This window comes from Sulfitobacter sp. SK012, from assembly GCF_003352085.1.
GTDB lineage: Bacteria > Pseudomonadota > Alphaproteobacteria > Rhodobacterales > Rhodobacteraceae > Sulfitobacter.
In genome coordinates, this window is record NZ_CP025804.1 from 1,334,395 (window position 1) to 1,352,565 (window position 18,171).

The window sequence follows — 18,171 nt, forward strand, 5'->3', positions numbered from 1 at the left end:
AGGTCGATTTGGAACAATTGGACCACGAACTTTAAACAGATAGGTTCGTTTAAGACGCAGAGCCACCAACCGTTAGCCCGCCGATCATCAGCGTTGGCTGACCGACACCCACGGGCACCCACTGGCCCTGCTTGCCGCAGTTACCCATGCCGGGGTCGAGGGCGGGATCGTTGCCAATAGCGCGGATTTGTTTCAGCGCCGTGGCCCCGTCGCCGATTAACGTGGCCCCTTTGACAGGTGCTCCGACGACGCCGTTTTGCACGCTGTAGGCTTCGGTGCATGAAAACACGAACTTGCCGTTGGTGATGTCGACCTGACCGCCGCCAAAGCCCACAGCGTAAATACCGTCCTTTAGATCGGCGACAATATCACCCGGGGCTGCATCGCCCCCGAGCATATGGGTGTTTGTCATGCGCGGCATTGGAATATGGGCAAAGCTCTCGCGACGGCCATTGCCGGTGGATTGAACCCCCATAAGTCGTGCATTTTGACGGTCTTGCATGTAGCCCACCAGCTTGCCGTCTTCGATCAGGACGTTTTTGGCCGAGGGTGTTCCTTCGTCGTCGACAGAAATACTGCCGCGCCGATCGGGGATGGTGCCATCATCCAACACCGTCACCCCTTTGGAGGCGATCTGCTGACCCATCAGGCCTGCAAATGCCGAGCTGCCTTTGCGGTTAAAATCGCCCTCAAGCCCATGGCCGATTGCTTCATGCAGCAAAATACCAGGCCAGCCGGGGCCAAGCACCACATCCATGACACCCGCCGGGGCAGGGACCGCTTCTAGATTAACTGCAGCGATACGTAGCGCCTCGCGGGCTTTGGCTTGCCAGCCGCTGGGGTCCAGCAATCCGTCCAAACCAATGCGCCCACCGCCGCCTGCCGTGCCGCTTTCGCGCCTGCCATCTTGTTCAACGATGATTGAGACATTCACGCGGGTCATCGGGCGCACGTCGCGCACTGAGGTGCCTTCGGGGCGCAAAATCTCAACTTCTTGAATGGAGGCTGCGATGGTCGCGCTGACTTGGACAACGCGTTTATCCAGAGCTCGGGCAAAGTCATCGATAGCACGCAGGGTCTCGACCTTTACTGGAAAGGAGGCACCGGCAATTGGGTCCGCATCGGTATATAGTCGTTGATTTGTGCCTTCTGGCGCATCGGCCCAAGTGCCGCCGCCTTGACCGACAGCCAGACGCGCCGTTTCAGCGGCACGGCGCAGGGCGGCCTCGGAAATCTCGGTGGAATGGGCGTATCCAGCCACTTCGCCGCGCACTGCTCGCAGGCCGAACCCTTCGGCTGCGTCATAACTTGCTGTTTTGAGGCGGCCATCGTCGAACACCAGTGCCTCAGAGCGACGGCGTTCAAAGAAAAGTTCTCCGTCATCTGCCCCAGCGACGGCATCGCGCAGGATACGCAAGGAAGTCTCGCGGTCGACGCCGCCTTCAAAGGGCGAAAAGGGGGTGTCAGACATCGGTCGGGCTCCTATCACGGGCGAAAAACGCATTTCGCGTCTTTCTGCCGCAAGCATGTGGCTTTATCTCGTCGATAGAATATGATTGTAAGATGCCAGATTACAATGCACCGACCCAAGGCTAGTTCTTTTGGCACGGGCATCCTCCTCAGGGTCACCAGATCAGGACGACATATGAAACATCTTCTCTCTCTTAGTGGCCTAATGGCCAGTTTAGCCGCTCTGCCCGCATTGGCGCAGGAAAATCTACAAATTGACGGCCTCGAAATTATCGGGCGGCCTGTGGACGGCGAGATGGGGTTTCAGCCCGCGGCAACGCTTGTTGCGCGAGAACTGCATTGGCTTGACGGGATGATTCTGGTGATCATCACGGTTATCTCGGTTTTTGTGACTGCCTTGTTGCTTTGGGTCGCCTTTCGCTACAACAAATCGCGCAACCCCACGCCGTCGAGCTTTACCCATCATACACCGGTTGAAGTCGCATGGACGGTTGTCCCGATCGTGATCTTGGTAGCAATTGGTGCGTATTCGCTGCCGATTCTGTTCCGCCAGCAGGAAATCCCTGTCGCGGATGTGACGATCAAAGCCACGGGAAACCAGTGGTACTGGTCTTATGAATATGTCGACGAAGGTTTTGGTTTTGACAGCTACATGATTGGCTCGCCCGCCTCGTTGAGCGCTGAGGACGAGGAAGCCGGTGCGGTTGCCCACGTTCTGAGTGATCAAATGGTCGCTAAGTTGGAACAGGCTGGCTACAGCCGCGATGAGTGGCTGCTGGCCACAGATTCAGCCGTTGTGATCCCTGTTGGCAAAACCATCGTGATGCAGGTGACTGGCTCTGATGTGATCCACGCTTGGACGATCCCGGCCTTTGGGGTCAAGCAAGACGCGGTGCCGGGCCGTTTGGCGGAACTTTGGTTTGCTGCTGAAAAAGAAGGCATTTACTTTGGTCAGTGTTCTGAGCTGTGCGGCAATGCGCACGCTTATATGCCGATCACGGTCAAAGTTGTCTCAGAAGAGGCTTATGCCGATTGGCTGAACCGAGCCAAAGAAGAATACGCAGGTATCCCTCAGCCGCTGACGCTCGCGGCGAACTAAAGCCCGTCCTGAACCCAGAGCGCGCGGATATTCCGCGCCTCAAGGTATTCCGAGAAAGGTCGACATGGCCAACACCACTGGTACACAAAGCTTTGAATACGAGGCGCAGTTGGGCGACTATTTCGCCCTGCTAAAGCCCCGTGTGATGCAGCTTGTTGTTTTTACAGCGCTGGTTGGCATGCTTGCCGCGCCGACAGCAGTGCACCCTGTCGTGGGGTTTGCGTCGATCTTGTTTGTTGCCATCGGGGCTGGGGCCTCGGGTGCGCTTAACATGTGGTGGGACGCGGATATCGATGCCGTGATGCGTCGGACGGCCAATCGCCCCATTCCAGCAGGCAAAGTGCAGCCGGGCGAAGCGCTCGCACTTGGCGTCGCACTTTCGGGCCTGTCGGTGATGATGTTGGCGTTGTCTGCAAATCTGCTGGCCGCGGGCATGTTGCTCTTTACGATACTGTTTTACGCGGTTTTCTATTCGATGTGGCTCAAGCGGAGCACCCCGCAGAACATCGTTATTGGTGGTGCGGCGGGTGCCTTTCCGCCGGTCATTGGATGGATCATCGCCACGGGAAGTTTTTCATTTGAGCCATGGTTGATGTTTGCACTGATTTTCATGTGGACGCCGCCGCACTTCTGGGCGCTGGCTCTGTTCATGCGCGGTGACTACGACGATGCAGGTGTGCCGATGCTTACGGTCACGCATGGCCGTCCTTCAACGCGCCGCCATATCCTAGCCTACACTATTTTGCTGGTGATCCTTGCGATTGGCACCGCATTCACTGCAATTGGCGGGCCGATTTATCTGGTCACAGCTTTGGTTCTGAACGCATTGTTCTTGCTGGGCGCATATCGTATCTGGCAACGCGATGAAGACGATAGCGAAGCAGACAATTACGCGGTTGAGCGTAAGTTCTTCCGGCTATCATTGTGGTATTTGTTCCTGCATTTCGGCGCGATCCTTGCTGAGGCATCGTTGCGTCCGTTGGGATGGGGAGGCTGGTCATGAGTTTAAATCGCGAACATGAAATCCACACTCGTCGTCGCGGCCGCAATGTTGGTGTTGGGCTGATGTTGGGTGGGTTTGTCCTTCTGATCATGGTGCTGACGTACGTGAAGATCACTCAGACTGATTTTGAACTGCCTGCGAACCAGCAAAGTGTGGATAACTGATGGCAATGACTGGCCCCCAAAAAACTGTCGCACAGACCGTGAGTCTGGTGATTTTCATGGGCAGTATGGCGTGGGCGTCGGTGCCGTTTTACGATTGGTTCTGCCGGGTCACTGGATTTGGCGGTGTACCTGGTCAGGTCGAAACCGCTTCGGACGACGTGTTGGACCAGACCATCAAGATTCGCTTTGATGCGTCGCTCAATCAAGGCATGGCTTGGGAATTCAAACCTGTTGTCCGCGAGATGGAGTTGCGCATCGGTGAGACAGGCCTTGCGTTCTATGAAGCCTATAATCCGACCAACAGACCAATCGCGGGCCAAGCGTCCTATAATGTGACGCCCTATTCTGCTGGTGCTTTCTTTGAAAAGATCGACTGCTTTTGCTTCACGGAGCAGGTGCTGGCCCCCGGCGAGCGCGTTCAGATGCCCGTAAGCTTTTATGTCGATCCTGAAATTGTTGCGGACCGCGACGGGAAGTTTGTACATACCATCACGCTGTCCTATACATTCTACGAAATCGATATCCCCGAGGGCTACGCCGCCCTTGAAACTGAGACAACGCAAGACCTGAATTAAATAACAAACTGAGGGACCCCGCATGGCCCATGCCAAGAACCACGACTACCATATCCTAAGCCCCTCGATCTGGCCGCTGCTTGGCGCGCTTTTCGGTTTTGTCATGCTCTCAGGCGCTGTTGCCTGGATGCACGAAATCACGCCGTTTATCTTCCTGATCGGGCTCGTAGGTACACTTTACACCATGTTCGCATGGTGGTCCGAGGTCGTTGAGGAAAGTAAGGTTGGCGATCATACTCCGGTTGTTCAGATCGGCCTGCGGTATGGGTTTATCCTGTTTATTATGTCCGAAGTAATGTTCTTTGTTGCTTGGTTCTGGACGTTCTTCAAACAGGCTCTCTACCCGATGTACGACTATTTCGGGACTGAATACCTCAAGCCAGAAATTCATGCTGTTGATCCGTTTCACCTGCCGCTTATGAACACGCTTGTGCTGCTGTTGTCGGGTTGTGCTGTTACATGGGCACACCACGCGCTGGTGCATGAAAATAACCGTAAGGATCTGGTCACTGGTCTCGCGATTTCCATCGTGCTCGGCCTGTTTTTCACGGCACTTCAGGCCTTTGAATATTACGAACTGCTTGCCCACGAGGATTGGACCTTTGGCGGCGACATGTTCTTTTCCAGCTTCTTTATGGCCACAGGCTTCCATGGCTTCCACGTGATAATCGGCACGATCTTTTTGTTCGTCTGCATGATGCGCGCCATGCGCGGTCACTTTGATCCGCAAAACCATGTCGGGTTCGAGGCTGCTGCTTGGTACTGGCACTTCGTGGATGTGGTGTGGCTGTTCCTCTTCTTCGCCGTCTACATGTGGGGCGTCCCGGGCTAGACCTGAGGGGTTGCACCTGCTGGTCTGACGACTAAAACCAAACGCGCGGAGCATCACGCTTCGCGCGTTTTTCTTTAAAGCCAGAGAGCCTTTATGCGCCGCGCGCTGTTTCTTGCAATTATCGGTCTGGGTGGCGCTGCCATCCTCATCTCGCTTGGCGTATGGCAAGTGCAGCGACTGAATTGGAAAGAAGGCGTGATCGCGGATATTGAGAGCCGCATCCTTGCTGATCCGGTCGCCTTGCCTGCAAACCCCGACCCTGCGCGTGATGCCTATCTGCCCGTGCGAGCAACAGGCACGCTGGGGCAGGCTCAACTGCATGTTCTGGTCTCTCAAAAAGAGGTTGGTGCCGGGTATCGGGTGATTTCCCCCCTGACGCTTGAGGATGGCCGCATCATCTTGGCAGATCTCGGTTTTGTAGTCTCGAGTAACAAAGAGACGTTGAAGACCGCAGGCCCCGCTGATCTGACCGGCAATTTGCAATGGCCCCAAGAGGTTGATGGCTTCACGCCTGATCCTGATCTGACCGCCAATATATGGTTTGCGCGTGATGTGCCTGCCATGGCGCGCGCGCTTGGGACGGACCCTGTTTTGCTGGTGACGCGCGTGGGCTCGATGCCAGATAAAACCGTGCGACCTTTGCCGGTTGAGACTGCGCGCATTCCGAACGATCATCTACAATACGCCATAACTTGGTTTTCGCTGGCGGCCATCTGGCTGGCGATGTCTTTCTTCTTTATGCGGCGTCGCCGCAGCCCAACCCCAAAGGTCTGACCCATGCGTTATATCTCCACCCGTGGCACCGCCCCGATCCTAAGCTTTGAAGAAGCGATGCTGACCGGGCTTGCCCGTGACGGCGGGTTATATGTGCCAGAGACAATTCCGACGTTGTCGCGCCAAGACATCGCGGCGATGTCCGGGCAATCCTACGAAGAGGTCGCCTTTACCGTCATGCGCCCCTTTATTGGGGATACGTTTACCGACGCCGAATTCCGTCAGTTGATTGCGCAGGCCTACGCCAGCATCGGTCACGATGCTCGTGCCCCGTTGGTAGAGCTGGCCCCGAACCACTTTTTGCTTGAGCTATTTCACGGGCCAACGCTTGCGTTTAAAGATTTTGCCATACAGCTTATTGGCCAGATGTTCCAACTGGCTTTGGGTCGCAAGAATGAGCGCGTCACAATTGTGGGGGCGACGTCGGGGGATACCGGCTCGGCTGCGATTGAAGCTTTCAAAGGTTTGGACAACGTCGACGTCTTTATCCTTTACCCACATGGTCGCGTGTCCGAAGTGCAGCGCCGCCAAATGACCACGCCGCCCGAAGACAACGTGCATGCGTTGGCTGTTGATGGCGATTTTGACGACTGTCAGGCGCGCCTCAAGGATATGTTCAACGATTTTGAATTCCGCGACGGCGTGCGCCTTGCTGGGGTAAATTCGATCAATTGGGGGCGGGTGCTGGCGCAGGTCGTCTATTATTTCACGTCCGCTGTAAGCCTTGGTGCGCCGGGACGCGAGATCAGCTTTACCGTGCCAACGGGAAATTTCGGCGATATCTTTGCTGGCTACATCGCTAAACGCATGGGCCTGCCGATTGCCGATCTGGTGGTGGCGACCAATCAAAACGACATTTTGCACCGCTGTCTATCTGGTGAGGGCTATCACAAAGGTACTGTGCATCCCTCCATTAGCCCGTCGATGGATATTCAGGTTTCCTCGAATTTTGAACGCGCGCTCTTCGACGCATATGGTCGCGATGGCGGTGCGGTTGCGCAACTGATGAACGAACTGGGGCAGGGGGGGTTCGAGGTCAGCCAAGGTGCCATGCAGGCCTTGCAAGGTCTCTACCGCTCGGGGCGTGCGTCTGAGGCGGAAACCTCCGCTACGATTACCGATATGCTGGCGCGCACAGGCGAGCTTTTGTGCCCGCATTCGGCCATCGGTGTGAAGGTTGCAAATGACCTGCGGGATCCAAAGGTTCCGATGGTGACACTCGCTACCGCGCATCCAGCCAAGTTCCCCGATGCGGTTGAAGCAGCAACGGGCATTCGTCCCCCCTTGCCAGCGCGCATGGCAGACCTTTATGACCGCTCTGAACGTTTGACACGTGTGCCAAACGACGTTGAGACGCTTATGACCCATATCAAAGGAAACATCCGCGCGTGACATTGCAAACTCATCGCCTGCCCAACGGCTTTCGCATCGTGACAGAACGGATGGAGGGGCTTGCCTCGGCGTCCATTGGTGTCTGGGTTGCCGCAGGGGGGCGCAACGAGACGCCTCAGCAAAACGGCATTGCGCATTTTCTTGAACACATGGCCTTTAAGGGCACCACCAAACGTTCTGCGCTGCAGATCGCAGAAGCGATCGAGGACGTTGGTGGCTATATCAATGCCTATACCTCACGCGAAGTGACCGCCTATTACGTGCGGGTGCTGGAAAACGATGTGCCGTTGGGTCTGGACGTGATCGCGGACATTCTGCGCAATCCGGTACTGGAGGAGAGCGAGATTGAGGTTGAGCGCGGCGTTATCTTGCAAGAGATCGGCCAAGCTTTGGATACGCCAGATGATGTGATCTTTGATTGGTTGCAGGAGCAGGCCTATCCAGATCAGCCACTGGGGCGCACTATTTTGGGCCCTACCGAGCGTGTATCCAATTTCAGCCGCTCTGATCTGCAGGGCTTTATTGGCAACCATTACGGTCCAGAACAGATGATCCTATCTGCTGCTGGTGCCGTGGATCATGATGCCATCGTGGCGCTAGCCGAAAAGCTGTTTGGCGATATGGAACCCAAGCCGATGTTCGATGTGAACGCGGCCAAATTTGTTGGTGGTGAGTTCCGTCAGGCCAAGCCGCTGGAGCAGGCGCATTTTGCGCTGGGGTTTGAGAGCCCCGGCTACCGCGCGGACAATATCTATGTGGCGCAAATCTATGCCTCTGCTTTGGGGGGTGGCATGTCTAGCCGTCTGTTCCAAGAAATCCGCGAAAATCGGGGGCTGTGCTATACGATTTTTGCGCAGGCCGGAGCCTATGCCGACACCGGGATGATGACCGTTTACGCAGGCACTTCCGGAGAGCAGTTGCCCGAGCTCGCCCATATCACCATCGACGAGATGAAGCGCGCTGCCAGCGACATGACCCCCGCCGAAGTTGCGCGGGCACGTGCGCAGATGAAAGCAGGCTTGCTGATGGGACTAGAGAGCCCTTCGAACCGCGCAGAACGTTTGGCGCGGCTGATCCAAATTTGGGACCGCATTCCGCCATTGGAGGAAACCATTGCGCAGATTGATGCCGTCACAACCGGCGACGTGCGCGCGTTTGCGGAAACCATGGCAGCGGCGGCCCCTGCTGCATTGGCGCTTTATGGCCCGGTTGACGGGGCACCCAGCCTAGAAGAATTACAGGGACGTCGCGCGGCCTGATGCTGCTTAGGCGTAAATTAAGGATTGAGACGGAGCGGTTGACCCTGCGCCCTCCGGTGCATTCGGATTTCCGCAACTGGACCGCCCTGCGCGTGGCCAGCATGGATTTTCTGACGCCGTGGGAACCGTCTTGGGCAGAAGATCACTTGTCGCGCAAATCGTTCTCGAACCGGGTCTATTGGGCGCAACGCTCTGTCACGGGCGGCACTGCGCTGCCGCTTTTTTTGATCCGACGTGAAGACCAAGCGCTTTTGGGGGCGATCACGCTCGACAATATCCGGCGCGGTCCTGCGCAGGCAGGCACGCTGGGCTATTGGACTGGCGAGCAGTTTTCGCGCCGCGGATATATGGCCGAGGCGATTGCGACGGTGGTGCATTATGCCCGCACCCAACTTGACCTGAGCCGACTTGAGGCGGCCTGCTTGCCTGAGAACGCGGCGTCGCGTGGGCTTTTGGAAAAGTCAGGATTTAAGTACGAGGGTGTCGCACAAAGCTATCTTCAGATTTGCGGACGCTGGCGGACTCATGTGCTGTATGCCAGCCTGCGCAACGACAGACGTGGCAAAACTGACGCTGGCTGACCTGTCGCCACTTAATCCAAAAACTGTGCCAAGAAACTAAATCCTTATGCTAACCTTGGGATATGATGTGGCGATACGCATTTTCATTCCTCTGCCTTGCAGGCACTGCAGTTGCCCAAGATCGGGTACCAAGCCATTGTATCGCGCTGGCGCAGGCTGATCCCGCGCTGCATTACGTCGCCTTTGAAGACCTGCCTCCTGACAGCGTGGGCCTGCATTACATCGGTCATGCATCGTTCTTGATCGACACTGGGCGCATCCAAAGCGTGACGGACTTCACCGGCTTTATTGGAACCACTGGTATGATCCCCGATGTAGTGACGATGAACCATGCCCACGACAGCCATTGGACTGCGTTCCCTGATCCGGCCATTGCACATGTGCTGCAAGGCTGGGGAAAATTTGGCGAAGGGGTAGAGCACAAGCTTGATCTGGGTGAAGTGCTGATCCGCAATGTGTCGACCGATATCCGATCGCAATTCAGTGGCATCGAGATCAATGGTAATTCGATCTTTGTCTTTGAGGCGGCTGGGCTTTGTATTGGTCATCTGGGGCATCTGCACCACGAGCCAGACGCAGAGCAATATGCAGTTCTTGGTCGGCTTGATGTGGTGATGGCCCCGGTTGATGGCGGGCTGACATTGGATTTACCGACGATGATCCGCGTGCTCAAACGGTTGAAATCCAGCGTTGTGATCCCGATGCATTGGTTTTCCGAAGTGGCCCTAAGGGATTTCTTGCGCGGCATGGCGGATGAATTCACCGTGATTGAGGTCGGTGGTCCGTCGCTTGTTATGTCGCTTGATCGGCTATCCTCGCGCCCGCAGGTTATGGTGCTGCGCCCTGAGTGGCTTCTTGATGCGCAATAGGGTTGCATCCTGCGCGTGCGCGTTTGATCAAGCCCTATGGCCATATCCTTGAATCCCGCCGACACCACTTTCGCTGAAACCTTGCGTGCAGCACTTCCCGATGACACCGTGCGCGAGGTGACAGATCGATATTTGACTGAACCACGCGGGCGCTACGCAGGGCAGGCGGGCTTGGTTGCTTTGCCACGAAACGTCGAAGAGGTCGCGACATTGATCCGTCTTGCTGGTGCTGCGCGCGTGGGTGTTGTGCCTTATGGCGGTGGAACAGGATTGGTTGGCGGGCAGGTTGCGCCAGACGGCCCTACGCCCCTGATTTTGTCGCTAGAACGGATGACCGCGATCCGCGACGTTTATGCAGACGAGAATGTGTTGGTGGCTGAAGCCGGTGCTGTGCTGGCCGATGTGCAGACCGCAGCCCAGAATGTGGACCGTTTGTTCCCGCTGACGCTTGCGGCGCAGGGGTCAGCGCGGATTGGCGGAAACCTTGCAACGAACGCGGGCGGCACAGGGGTGCTGCGCTACGGCAATGCCCGTGATCTATGTTTAGGGCTGGAGGCCGTGCTGCCGGACGGTCAAATCTGGAACGGGCTGACGCGGCTGCGCAAGAACAATACGGGCTATGACTTGCGCCATCTTTTGATTGGGGCCGAAGGGACGTTGGGTGTGATCACGGCAGCCGCGCTAAAGCTGTTTGCACGGCCTGCCCAAACTGGGACGGCGATGTTGGTGGTGGAAAACCCCGCTGCGGCCTTGTCACTGTTGAGCCTCGCACGCGGTCAGTTGGGCGAAATGATCAGCGCCTTTGAGTTGATCCACCGGCAGGGGTTTGATTTTCTGGCCGAGGTGGGGCCCGATGTTCGCATGCCTTTTGAGGCAGCACCCGAATGGTGCGTGCTGATAGAGCTCGGCCTGTCGGGTGATTTGGACCCACAGACTGCGCTAGAGCAGGTGTTTACCTCCGGCGATGAGGCTGGGCTGGTGTCAGACGGGGTGATTGCCCAAAGTGCGGCACAGGCGGAGGCGCTTTGGGCCATTCGCGAGAGTATACCTGAGGCCAACCGGCGGGTAGGGTCGATATCTAGCCACGATATTTCGGTGCCCCTCAGTGCAATCCCGGCATTCATTGAAGAAGCAGGTGCGCAACTGGCGCTAATGGGCACGTTCCGGATCAATTGTTTTGGTCATGTCGGGGATGGAAACCTGCATTACAACGTGTTCCCAATGCCGGGGCAAAGCCGTGACGATCACACCAACCAGCGCGCCGCGATCAAGGCGCTGGTACACGATCTTGTCCACAGCATGGGCGGATCAATCAGCGCTGAGCATGGGATAGGACGGCTTAAGGTCGATGATCTCGAGAAATACGGCGACCTGGCCAAGATGTCAGCGATGCGCGCGATTAAAGCGGCGCTGGACCCTGCGGGTATCATGAACCCCGGCGCAGTTTTGCGGGGATAAGCGCGGAGGAGGCGCTATGCCTCCTCGCAGCCCCTGATTTTCCGCGGATATGGGACGGGTGTCAGAGTCCGTCAAAGGCACACAGCGCGTTGACTTCCATCCCCATGGCCTCGAGCTTTGCCCGCCCACCAAGTTCTGGCAGGTCTATGATAAAGGCCGTTGAGACGATCTCTCCGCCCAGACGCTCGATCAATTTGATACCTGCCTCCGCCGTGCCGCCAGTGGCCAACAGATCATCAACCACAAGGATTTTCTCACCCGGTTGGATCGCGTCGTCGTGGATTTCTACAATCGCCTCACCATATTCCAGCGTGTAGTCCTGACTGATTGTCCGACCGGGCAACTTGCCCTTTTTTCGGATCGGTACAAATCCAACGCTCAGCTGGTGAGCAATCGCGCCGCCAAGGATAAACCCCCGCGCTTCCAATCCAACGACCTTGTCGATGTTGATGCCCGCATAGGGATGCAGCATCTGGTCGATTGCCATGCGAAAACCGCGGGGGTCAGCAAAAAGCGTGGTCACATCGCGGAACATGATCCCCTCGTGAGGGAAGTCGACGATGGTGCGGATGTAGTCCTGGATCTGTTTCATGGGGGCTTTCTTTGAGGGCTGGGTTTTGGTTTTGGGCCCGTTTGAGGGAGGGTTTGCGTAAAGGGCAGAGATGCCCCTAAAGCCTTGAATTTCGGCGGTTGCCTTCGAACCGCGCCTAGTAATCTCAAAGGTCAGCACAAACTGCAAGGCGATGCTTTGTGGCGCGGGGACTCCAAAAATTCCCGCTATTGTGGTATTGTGGTTGAATTATACCATTTTTATTTGATTCGAAATTTTAGGAGAAATATCATGCAACGCATCGTAATGTACGCCGTATTTCTGGTGTTGGCACAAAGCGCTGGGGCCGTTGAGAACACTTCCAACAGACCGCTTTGCCCGGACACGCACTATCCTTGTGGCGAAGATAGCTGCTGTTCACGCTGAGGAGCGATATCATGCCCTACAATAAAAGAATTGTCGCAACAGCTGTTTTGTTGAGCTTTGGTTTATTTATTTACGTTTGGCTGACTGGGATATCGGACAGAGATATCTATGCCTATCATCGTGCAGATTATGAGACGGGGGACCGGCAGATGGCCCCTGGGAGCATAGCGGCTGTTTCGCCGAAAGGTAATATCAGTGAAATATGCTCGCTCAAAGCCGGTGGGTTAGTTGAGAATGGTGTCCATACGTCACTTTACTATAACGTTTTGCGAGAGGACTTCCCGTCATATGTTAAATCCATAAAGTTTGTGGCTTGGGCCTTTGGTGATACTGGGCAGGAAAGCACGACGCCTCAATTGTCGTTTGCCCCCAACCAACTGCCAGCAAGTGGCCGGGAGTTCCGTGGCAGCGAATTGGTCATCAAAAACCTCGCGGAAGCCAATCAATTCGCAGAACCTGATTGCGAAACCCGGATGGCTTGGCATCTGAGTAACGGATACAAGGTGTGCACTGTTCGAAAATCGCTGAATAAAGCGGTATTGGGAAATGACGGAACCATTCGGATCCGGACCGTGGCGGTTGCTTTTGCCGAGCATTCCAATTTCGTTGGCGAGAGTACATTTGTGAAGGGCAATATTGACTATAACGAACAAGCACAAATCGCCAATGGCCAACCTTGCGAAGGAAGTCCTTTGCCCTTGTCTGCGAAAGTCCGGCGATGGCTTGAGTTGATTGATCGGGTTGCAGCACCTGCGTAGCGCAACGATTAAATTGGTCGGGTTGTTCGAGTTAAAGCAATCGACCAGCGACCGCGTCGAGCTTGGCCATTAGGGCAGGGTCGCGTGCGCCGGGTTGGGTGAGGATCGCGTATTCCAATGCGCGGTCACATCCATGTTCGCAAGGTGTGCGATCCGCTCCTAGCAAGGCAGGCAGGCGGCGAACCAGATCGCGGCCTTTGTCGGCGTTTCCGGTCAAAGTTTTAATGATTCCAGTCACATCCACTTCGCCGTGATCGGGATGCCAGCTGTCGTAATCGGTGATCATCGCCACAGATGCATAGCAAAGCTCGGCCTCGCGGGCGAGTTTGGCCTCGGGCATGTTGGTCATGCCGATCACATCCGCACCCCAGACTTCGCGGTACATTCGGCTCTCTGCGAGGGTGCTAAATTGCGGCCCTTCCATGGCTAGATACGTCCCGCCCTTGTGCACAGTTATGCCTGCGTCTGTGGCCGCGGAAAGGCAGGCCGCGCCGAGCCGAGGGCAGGTGGGGTGAGCGACGCTCACGTGGGCGACGCAGCCGGTCCCAAAGAAGGATTTTTCACGTGCAAAAGTTCGGTCAATGAACTGATCTACAATGACAAAATCACCCGGTGCCATTTCATCTCGGAAGGATCCGCATGCGGAGATTGAGATAACATCTGTACACCCCAAACGCTTGAGCGCATCGATGTTGGCGCGGTAGGGTACCGTGGTTGGAGAGTGGATATGACCGCGCCCGTGGCGGGGCAAAAACGCCATTGCGACACCGTCCAGCGTGCCGGTTAAAATGGCGTCAGACGGCGCCCCCCAAGGGCTGTCCACGGTCGTCCATGTCGCGTCTTCTAGTCCATCAATGTCATAGATGCCGGAGCCGCCGATGACGGCAATTTTTGTGTGGGTCATGGGGGAAAGCCTTTGGTTTATTTGGGTGCAGATTAGCGATCCTAGCGGCGAGGCCAAGAGGGGAAAGGGCCCAGCGACACAGCGGCACACCCCGTGCACAGCGCGTACACCGAGTGTGCACCGTCCTGTGCACAGCAACAACGCGGCGTTGCGCCCAGAGCACCCAGGTTAGGCGAGCAGGCCGGTGCCTTTCCATCCCTAGTCATCCGAGGTAAGGAGCCGGCTACATCCTCACAAAATTGACCCGAAAGAAGCCCCATGGTGCGCAGCATATTTCATAGCTTTACCCAGAACCTGACTTCCAAGAACATGGACATCACCGATCTGCGGTGGATGCATGAGGATGGGTTCAGCGTGGCGCGGGTGCGGATCGAGTTGCTGTCGGGCCTGACGGTTGCATTGGCGCTGGTACCCGAAGCGGTGGCTTTTGCCTTTGTGGCCGGGGTGCATCCGCTGGTCGGACTTTATGCGGCATTCATTGTCGGGCTTATTACGGCGCTGATCGGTGGACGTCCGGGCATGATCTCGGGTGCCACGGGTGCTCTGGCGGTGGTGATGGTCGCCTTGGTTGCGCAGCACGGCGTTGAATACCTCTTTGCCACCGTGGTTTTGATGGGGTTCATCCAGATATTTGCGGGCGTGATGCAATGGGGCAAGTTTATCCGCCTTGTGCCGCATCCGGTGATGCTTGGGTTTGTGAACGGGCTGGCGATTGTTATTTTCCTAGCGCAAATGACCCAATTCAAGGTGCCGGGTACCATGGTGGATACGGGCCATGGCATGTCGGGTGGTGAATGGTTGTCGGGCATGCCGCTGATTATGATGCTGGCGCTGGTGGCCGCGACAATGGCGATCATCTGGGTGATGCCGCGTCTGACCAGGACCATTCCGGCACCGCTTGCCGGTATTGGTATCGTGGCTTTGGTGGTGATTGTTACGGGCATGGATGTGCCACGGGTCGGTGATCTGGCGTCAATCCAAGGTGGCTTTCCTATGCCGCACAATCCTTTTGGGGATGGTGTTGGGCTCTATGGAACGGCGCTGGCTCCGTTCACTCTTGAGACCCTTTATATTATCGCGCCTTATGCTGTGATCCTTGCCGCGATTGGCCTGATCGAAAGCTTACTGACGTTGAACCTTGTGGGTGACATGACCAACAAGCGCGGCGGTGCGAGCCAAGAATGTATCGCGCAAGGCGTGGCTAACACGGTTACAGGGTTCTTCGCCGGTATGGGCGGTTGTGCGATGATTGGTCAGTCGATGATCAACGTGAAATCGGGCGGTCGTACGCGGGTTGCCGGCATTGCGGCAGCCGTATTCTTGCTGCTGTTCATTGTTGTTGGATCAAGCCTGATCGAGCTTATTCCACTGGCTGCGCTCGTCGGTGTGATGTTCATGGTGGTGATCGGTACGTTCGCGTGGAACTCGCTTACGATCTTGCGCAAAGTGCCGCTGACCGATGCGTTTGTGATCCTGCTTGTTACTGTTGTGACGGTATACGAAGACCTCGCTGTGGCAGTGGTTGTCGGCGTGATCGTCTCTGCGCTGGCCTATGCGTGGAACAACGCGCGACGCATTCACGCCAAGATATACAGCACGCCAGAAGGCGCGCGGGTGTATCAGGTACAAGGGCCGCTGTTTTTCGGATCCTCCGAAGGATTTGCTGAACTGTTTGATGTGCAGGGGGACCCCGCAGAAGTGATCGTAGATTTTGCTGACAGCCGGGTGGTAGATCAATCTGCGTTGCAGGCGATCGAAGCGATTGCTGGAAAATATGAGGATGCGGGCAAGCGGTTGCAACTGCGTCACCTCAGCCCTGACTGTCACGCTTTGCTGACGCGGGCAGGGCACCTTGTGGTCGATAGCGATGACGACCCTGATTACGAGCTGGCAGTTAACTATCAGGTGCGCACCGGCATTTTAGGTGGACACTAGGGCCGCTGTGCTGATGCGTTAGAAGATGCGAAAGCTGGCGACGAAGGGCAAATGATCTGAGACTGAGCGGCGAAATTCTTCGCGGCCCATGTCCATCGTCCAATGCATTGGAAACAGGCGTAAACTGCCCTTGATATAGTCGTTTGAAAACGTGCGACTGACTGCGAAACCGTCAAGCAAGTTGGCGCGGCCTTTCTTGAGGATATGCGAGAACCGGTCCTGTAAATCCCAGCTCGAAACAAAATCCATTACGTCATCGCCGCCCAGCAGGTGAAAATTCGATACGTCTTGGCCGGGGATCATGTTGAAGTCCCCCATCAAGAACACGCCTCGGCGTTTGTGGCCAGGTGTCTGTTGGAGCGTCGTGATATACTCACCAATGACACGACACTGGCTGTCGCGCATTTTTTGTTCTGCCCGGTCGCGGCCCGATTTGAAGTGCACGCCGATCACAGTGGCAGCCAACTTCCCCACCTTCATATCCACTGCAATGGCCTGGCGACCGCGGGCATAATCGCCCTCAGAACCAGGGATGAAGCGGGGATTGGACACCTCAATGCCGGGCTTATGCAGAAACCCAATATGGATATTGCCATGGGGCTGCGGAAGGATGGTTTTTTCGTATTCGACGCCAAAGCCGCGGAGCTTTTCGATCAGCGTGTCAATATGGCTGAGCGGTGACACTTCGACCAATGTGACAAATTCCGCATCCAAAAGCGCCAGCCCTCGCGCCTGACTTGTCGCTTTTACCGATCGTTGCGAAATGCCGACGCGTTGGCCGGGGAGCGTAAAGCCGGCTAAATTCCAGACAGCGGCGCGGATGATGGAGTGGTTGAACTGGGCCATAACGTACCTCTTGTCGCGGCTGGGTTGTGTCAGCGTAACACAATTCTCGCAACTTGGGCGGCGGTGGAGCGCGCAATCCGTTCTAGTCGTCCGGCCGGATCAGTTCGAATACGTCGCGGACAGCGGCGTAATCACGGTAACCAAGCCGGCTGAGCGGGGAGTAGCGGGTCACGTCAAAGCGGCCCTCAACGATGCAATCATCGCGAAGATGGACGCCGATAACCTCGCCAAAGACCACAAAATTCGCCTCGCCTTCAATTTTTACAATCTGGGTCATGCGGCATTCAAGGGACGCAGGCCCGCCGCCGACGCGGGAGCAAGCAATTGCCTCGCATTCGGCTTTTTCAACGCCAGCATGGGCAAATTCATCCGTACCGTGGGGCAGAGATGCAGAGGAGGCATTCATGGCATCGCGGGCCACGTATTCCACGATGTTTACGCAGAAAACCCCGGTTTCACGGATGTTAGTAACGCTGTCTTTGGTGCCGTCGACGTCGTCTTTTGTGCCGGTTGAGGCGAACATAACCTGCGGCGGGACGTAAGCCACGCCGTTGAAGAATGAATAGGGCGCGAGGTTGTCGCGACCTTGTCCGTCGCGGGTGGAGATCCAGCCGATCGGGCGCGGTGTCACGACAGCATTGAAGGGATTATGCGGCAAGCCGTGGCCGTCGGTGGGGCGGTAAAACATGGATGAGCACTCCGATCTCGTTTGCCCATGGACCTAGCGGCATGTTAGGGCGTTTGCCACCAGAAACCACACGCGTTTGCAAGTTGGGCCGCGCCTTTTGTATAGTCTACGATCAGAAACGACAGACGACCATTGGGAGGTCGAGGCGCTGTATGACACCTGCTTTGCGCCGGGACGTACTGCGTTGTCGTCTTATCGGTTGCGTGACGGTGCGCCGCCGGTTGTAGGGCTCAGCCATGTGGCGGTTGACGCAAGCGGGCTGATTGGCGGTGCGATCCGCTATTGGCCGGTTCAGGTCGGATCAGTGCAGGCGTTATTGTTAGGTCCGGTTGCCGTGCACCCGACGCATCAGGGCGAAGGTCTGGGCGGGCTCTTGATCGAAGGGTCGTTGGAGCAGGCAGTCCATTTGGGCTGGGAACGGGTCATGCTGGTGGGCGATGCACCTTATTATGCGCGCTTTGGGTTTATGCCGTTGCAGGCGGTCGTAATGCCACCCCCAACGAACCCCGAGCGGGTGCTAGGCCGGGCACTGATCAGCGGCGCATGGGACGCGGTTGCAGGGGATGTGCGCCCGGTTGCGCATTGAAT

Annotated in this window: 20 protein-coding genes; 15 read left to right on the top strand and 5 right to left on the bottom strand. The window is 56.5% G+C overall.

Annotation, left to right across the window (positions count from 1 at the left end; all coding sequences use genetic code 11):
• Nucleotides 1-49 precede the first annotated feature (49 nt).
• A complete protein-coding gene (gene tldD / locus C1J03_RS06570; RefSeq protein WP_114884858.1) occupies nucleotides 50-1,471 on the bottom strand; it encodes a metalloprotease TldD in 1,422 nt (473 codons plus the stop codon).
• A gap of 174 nt (nucleotides 1,472-1,645) precedes the next feature.
• On the opposite strand from tldD, the gene coxB reads away from it, so the two are divergent.
• The 11 genes from coxB to C1J03_RS06625 all read left to right on the top strand — a co-directional run bounded on the left by coxB (nucleotide 1,646) and on the right by C1J03_RS06625 (nucleotide 11,476).
• A complete protein-coding gene (gene coxB / locus C1J03_RS06575) occupies nucleotides 1,646-2,569 on the top strand; it encodes a cytochrome c oxidase subunit II (RefSeq protein ID WP_114884860.1) in 924 nt (307 codons plus the stop codon).
• 64 nt (nucleotides 2,570-2,633) lie between these two features.
• Nucleotides 2,634-3,572: a heme o synthase gene (cyoE, locus tag C1J03_RS06580; RefSeq protein WP_114884863.1), complete on the top strand. Its 939-nt coding sequence runs from the start codon at nucleotides 2,634-2,636 to the stop codon at nucleotides 3,570-3,572.
• Nucleotides 3,569-3,736: a cytochrome C oxidase assembly protein gene (locus C1J03_RS06585; RefSeq protein ID WP_114884865.1), complete on the top strand. Its 168-nt coding sequence runs from the start codon at nucleotides 3,569-3,571 to the stop codon at nucleotides 3,734-3,736. The genes cyoE and C1J03_RS06585 overlap by 4 nt, the downstream gene beginning before the upstream one ends.
• On the top strand, nucleotides 3,736-4,311 hold the full coding sequence (locus tag C1J03_RS06590) for a cytochrome c oxidase assembly protein (protein ID WP_114884867.1): 576 nt from the start codon (nucleotides 3,736-3,738) through the stop codon (nucleotides 4,309-4,311). Before C1J03_RS06585 ends, C1J03_RS06590 begins: the two co-directional genes overlap by 1 nt.
• Nucleotides 4,312-4,333: 22 nt before the next feature.
• Entirely contained in the window at nucleotides 4,334-5,143 is an 810-nt protein-coding gene (locus tag C1J03_RS06595; protein ID WP_114884869.1) for a cytochrome c oxidase subunit 3, read from the top strand.
• A gap of 93 nt (nucleotides 5,144-5,236) precedes the next feature.
• On the top strand, nucleotides 5,237-5,917 hold the full coding sequence (locus C1J03_RS06600) for an SURF1 family protein (RefSeq protein WP_114884871.1): 681 nt from the start codon (nucleotides 5,237-5,239) through the stop codon (nucleotides 5,915-5,917).
• A gap of 3 nt (nucleotides 5,918-5,920) precedes the next feature.
• Nucleotides 5,921-7,309, top strand: a complete 1,389-nt coding sequence (gene thrC / locus C1J03_RS06605; RefSeq protein ID WP_114884872.1) for a threonine synthase — start codon at nucleotides 5,921-5,923, stop codon at nucleotides 7,307-7,309.
• Nucleotides 7,306-8,568, top strand: a complete 1,263-nt coding sequence (locus tag C1J03_RS06610; RefSeq protein ID WP_114884874.1) for a M16 family metallopeptidase — start codon at nucleotides 7,306-7,308, stop codon at nucleotides 8,566-8,568. Before thrC ends, C1J03_RS06610 begins: the two co-directional genes overlap by 4 nt.
• Nucleotides 8,565-9,149 (top strand): GNAT family N-acetyltransferase, encoded by a 585-nt coding sequence (locus C1J03_RS06615; RefSeq protein WP_114884876.1) that lies wholly within the window; start codon nucleotides 8,565-8,567, stop codon nucleotides 9,147-9,149. The genes C1J03_RS06610 and C1J03_RS06615 overlap by 4 nt, the downstream gene beginning before the upstream one ends.
• Nucleotides 9,150-9,211: 62 nt before the next feature.
• Nucleotides 9,212-10,018, top strand: a complete 807-nt coding sequence (locus C1J03_RS06620; protein ID WP_114884878.1) for an MBL fold metallo-hydrolase — start codon at nucleotides 9,212-9,214, stop codon at nucleotides 10,016-10,018.
• Between the two features lie 42 nt (nucleotides 10,019-10,060).
• Nucleotides 10,061-11,476 carry an FAD-binding oxidoreductase gene (locus C1J03_RS06625; RefSeq protein WP_114888886.1) on the top strand — a complete coding sequence of 472 codons (1,416 nt, stop codon included), beginning with the start codon at nucleotides 10,061-10,063 and terminating at the stop codon, nucleotides 11,474-11,476.
• 61 nt (nucleotides 11,477-11,537) lie between these two features.
• Here C1J03_RS06625 and C1J03_RS06630 read toward each other — a convergent pair whose 3' ends face one another.
• Nucleotides 11,538-12,068 carry an adenine phosphoribosyltransferase gene (locus tag C1J03_RS06630; protein ID WP_114884880.1) on the bottom strand — a complete coding sequence of 177 codons (531 nt, stop codon included), beginning with the start codon at nucleotides 12,066-12,068 and terminating at the stop codon, nucleotides 11,538-11,540.
• Between the two features lie 249 nt (nucleotides 12,069-12,317).
• Between C1J03_RS06630 and C1J03_RS25945 the strand changes: the two genes are divergently transcribed.
• The gene (locus C1J03_RS25945; RefSeq protein WP_302661618.1) at nucleotides 12,318-12,452 is read left to right on the top strand and encodes a hypothetical protein; all 135 of its coding nucleotides are present in this window, start codon (nucleotides 12,318-12,320) and stop codon (nucleotides 12,450-12,452) included.
• A gap of 11 nt (nucleotides 12,453-12,463) precedes the next feature.
• A complete protein-coding gene (locus C1J03_RS06635) occupies nucleotides 12,464-13,210 on the top strand; it encodes a hypothetical protein (protein WP_114884882.1) in 747 nt (248 codons plus the stop codon).
• A gap of 31 nt (nucleotides 13,211-13,241) precedes the next feature.
• Here the strand turns inward: C1J03_RS06635 and C1J03_RS06640 are convergent, their stop codons facing one another.
• A complete protein-coding gene (locus C1J03_RS06640) occupies nucleotides 13,242-14,114 on the bottom strand; it encodes an S-methyl-5'-thioadenosine phosphorylase (RefSeq protein WP_114884884.1) in 873 nt (290 codons plus the stop codon).
• A 258-nt stretch (nucleotides 14,115-14,372) separates the two neighbouring features.
• On the opposite strand from C1J03_RS06640, the gene C1J03_RS06645 reads away from it, so the two are divergent.
• Nucleotides 14,373-16,049 (top strand): SulP family inorganic anion transporter, encoded by a 1,677-nt coding sequence (locus C1J03_RS06645; protein WP_114884886.1) that lies wholly within the window; start codon nucleotides 14,373-14,375, stop codon nucleotides 16,047-16,049.
• An 18-nt stretch (nucleotides 16,050-16,067) separates the two neighbouring features.
• On the opposite strand, the gene C1J03_RS06650 is transcribed toward C1J03_RS06645, so the two are convergent.
• Together C1J03_RS06650 and C1J03_RS06655 are read right to left on the bottom strand one after the other, a co-directional pair.
• Nucleotides 16,068-16,895, bottom strand: coding sequence for a GMP synthase (locus tag C1J03_RS06650; protein ID WP_114884888.1), 828 nt, complete (start codon nucleotides 16,893-16,895; stop codon nucleotides 16,068-16,070).
• Nucleotides 16,896-16,977: 82 nt separating this feature from the next.
• Nucleotides 16,978-17,583: a flavin reductase family protein gene (locus C1J03_RS06655; protein ID WP_114884889.1), complete on the bottom strand. Its 606-nt coding sequence runs from the start codon at nucleotides 17,581-17,583 to the stop codon at nucleotides 16,978-16,980.
• A 97-nt stretch (nucleotides 17,584-17,680) separates the two neighbouring features.
• Between C1J03_RS06655 and C1J03_RS06660 the strand changes: the two genes are divergently transcribed.
• Nucleotides 17,681-18,169, top strand: a complete 489-nt coding sequence (locus C1J03_RS06660; protein ID WP_114888887.1) for a GNAT family N-acetyltransferase — start codon at nucleotides 17,681-17,683, stop codon at nucleotides 18,167-18,169.
• Nucleotides 18,170-18,171 lie beyond the last annotated feature (2 nt).

What these genes read in the sequence shown, in the direction of transcription:
- tldD (WP_114884858.1), bottom strand. Translation starts at nt 1,471, where the DNA reads ATGTCTGACACCCCCTTTTCGCCCTTTGAAGGCGGCGTCGACCGCGAG.
- coxB (WP_114884860.1), top strand. Translation starts at nt 1,646, where the DNA reads ATGAAACATCTTCTCTCTCTTAGTGGCCTAATGGCCAGTTTAGCCGCT.
- cyoE (WP_114884863.1), top strand. Translation starts at nt 2,634, where the DNA reads ATGGCCAACACCACTGGTACACAAAGCTTTGAATACGAGGCGCAGTTG.
- C1J03_RS06585 (WP_114884865.1), top strand. Translation starts at nt 3,569, where the DNA reads ATGAGTTTAAATCGCGAACATGAAATCCACACTCGTCGTCGCGGCCGC.
- C1J03_RS06590 (WP_114884867.1), top strand. Translation starts at nt 3,736, where the DNA reads ATGGCAATGACTGGCCCCCAAAAAACTGTCGCACAGACCGTGAGTCTG.
- C1J03_RS06595 (WP_114884869.1), top strand. Translation starts at nt 4,334, where the DNA reads ATGGCCCATGCCAAGAACCACGACTACCATATCCTAAGCCCCTCGATC.
- C1J03_RS06600 (WP_114884871.1), top strand. Translation starts at nt 5,237, where the DNA reads ATGCGCCGCGCGCTGTTTCTTGCAATTATCGGTCTGGGTGGCGCTGCC.
- thrC (WP_114884872.1), top strand. Translation starts at nt 5,921, where the DNA reads ATGCGTTATATCTCCACCCGTGGCACCGCCCCGATCCTAAGCTTTGAA.
- C1J03_RS06620 (WP_114884878.1), top strand. Translation starts at nt 9,212, where the DNA reads ATGATGTGGCGATACGCATTTTCATTCCTCTGCCTTGCAGGCACTGCA.
- C1J03_RS06630 (WP_114884880.1), bottom strand. Translation starts at nt 12,068, where the DNA reads ATGAAACAGATCCAGGACTACATCCGCACCATCGTCGACTTCCCTCAC.
- C1J03_RS25945 (WP_302661618.1), top strand. Translation starts at nt 12,318, where the DNA reads ATGCAACGCATCGTAATGTACGCCGTATTTCTGGTGTTGGCACAAAGC.
- C1J03_RS06635 (WP_114884882.1), top strand. Translation starts at nt 12,464, where the DNA reads ATGCCCTACAATAAAAGAATTGTCGCAACAGCTGTTTTGTTGAGCTTT.
- C1J03_RS06640 (WP_114884884.1), bottom strand. Translation starts at nt 14,114, where the DNA reads ATGACCCACACAAAAATTGCCGTCATCGGCGGCTCCGGCATCTATGAC.
- C1J03_RS06645 (WP_114884886.1), top strand. Translation starts at nt 14,373, where the DNA reads ATGGTGCGCAGCATATTTCATAGCTTTACCCAGAACCTGACTTCCAAG.
- C1J03_RS06650 (WP_114884888.1), bottom strand. Translation starts at nt 16,895, where the DNA reads ATGGCCCAGTTCAACCACTCCATCATCCGCGCCGCTGTCTGGAATTTA.
- C1J03_RS06655 (WP_114884889.1), bottom strand. Translation starts at nt 17,583, where the DNA reads ATGTTTTACCGCCCCACCGACGGCCACGGCTTGCCGCATAATCCCTTC.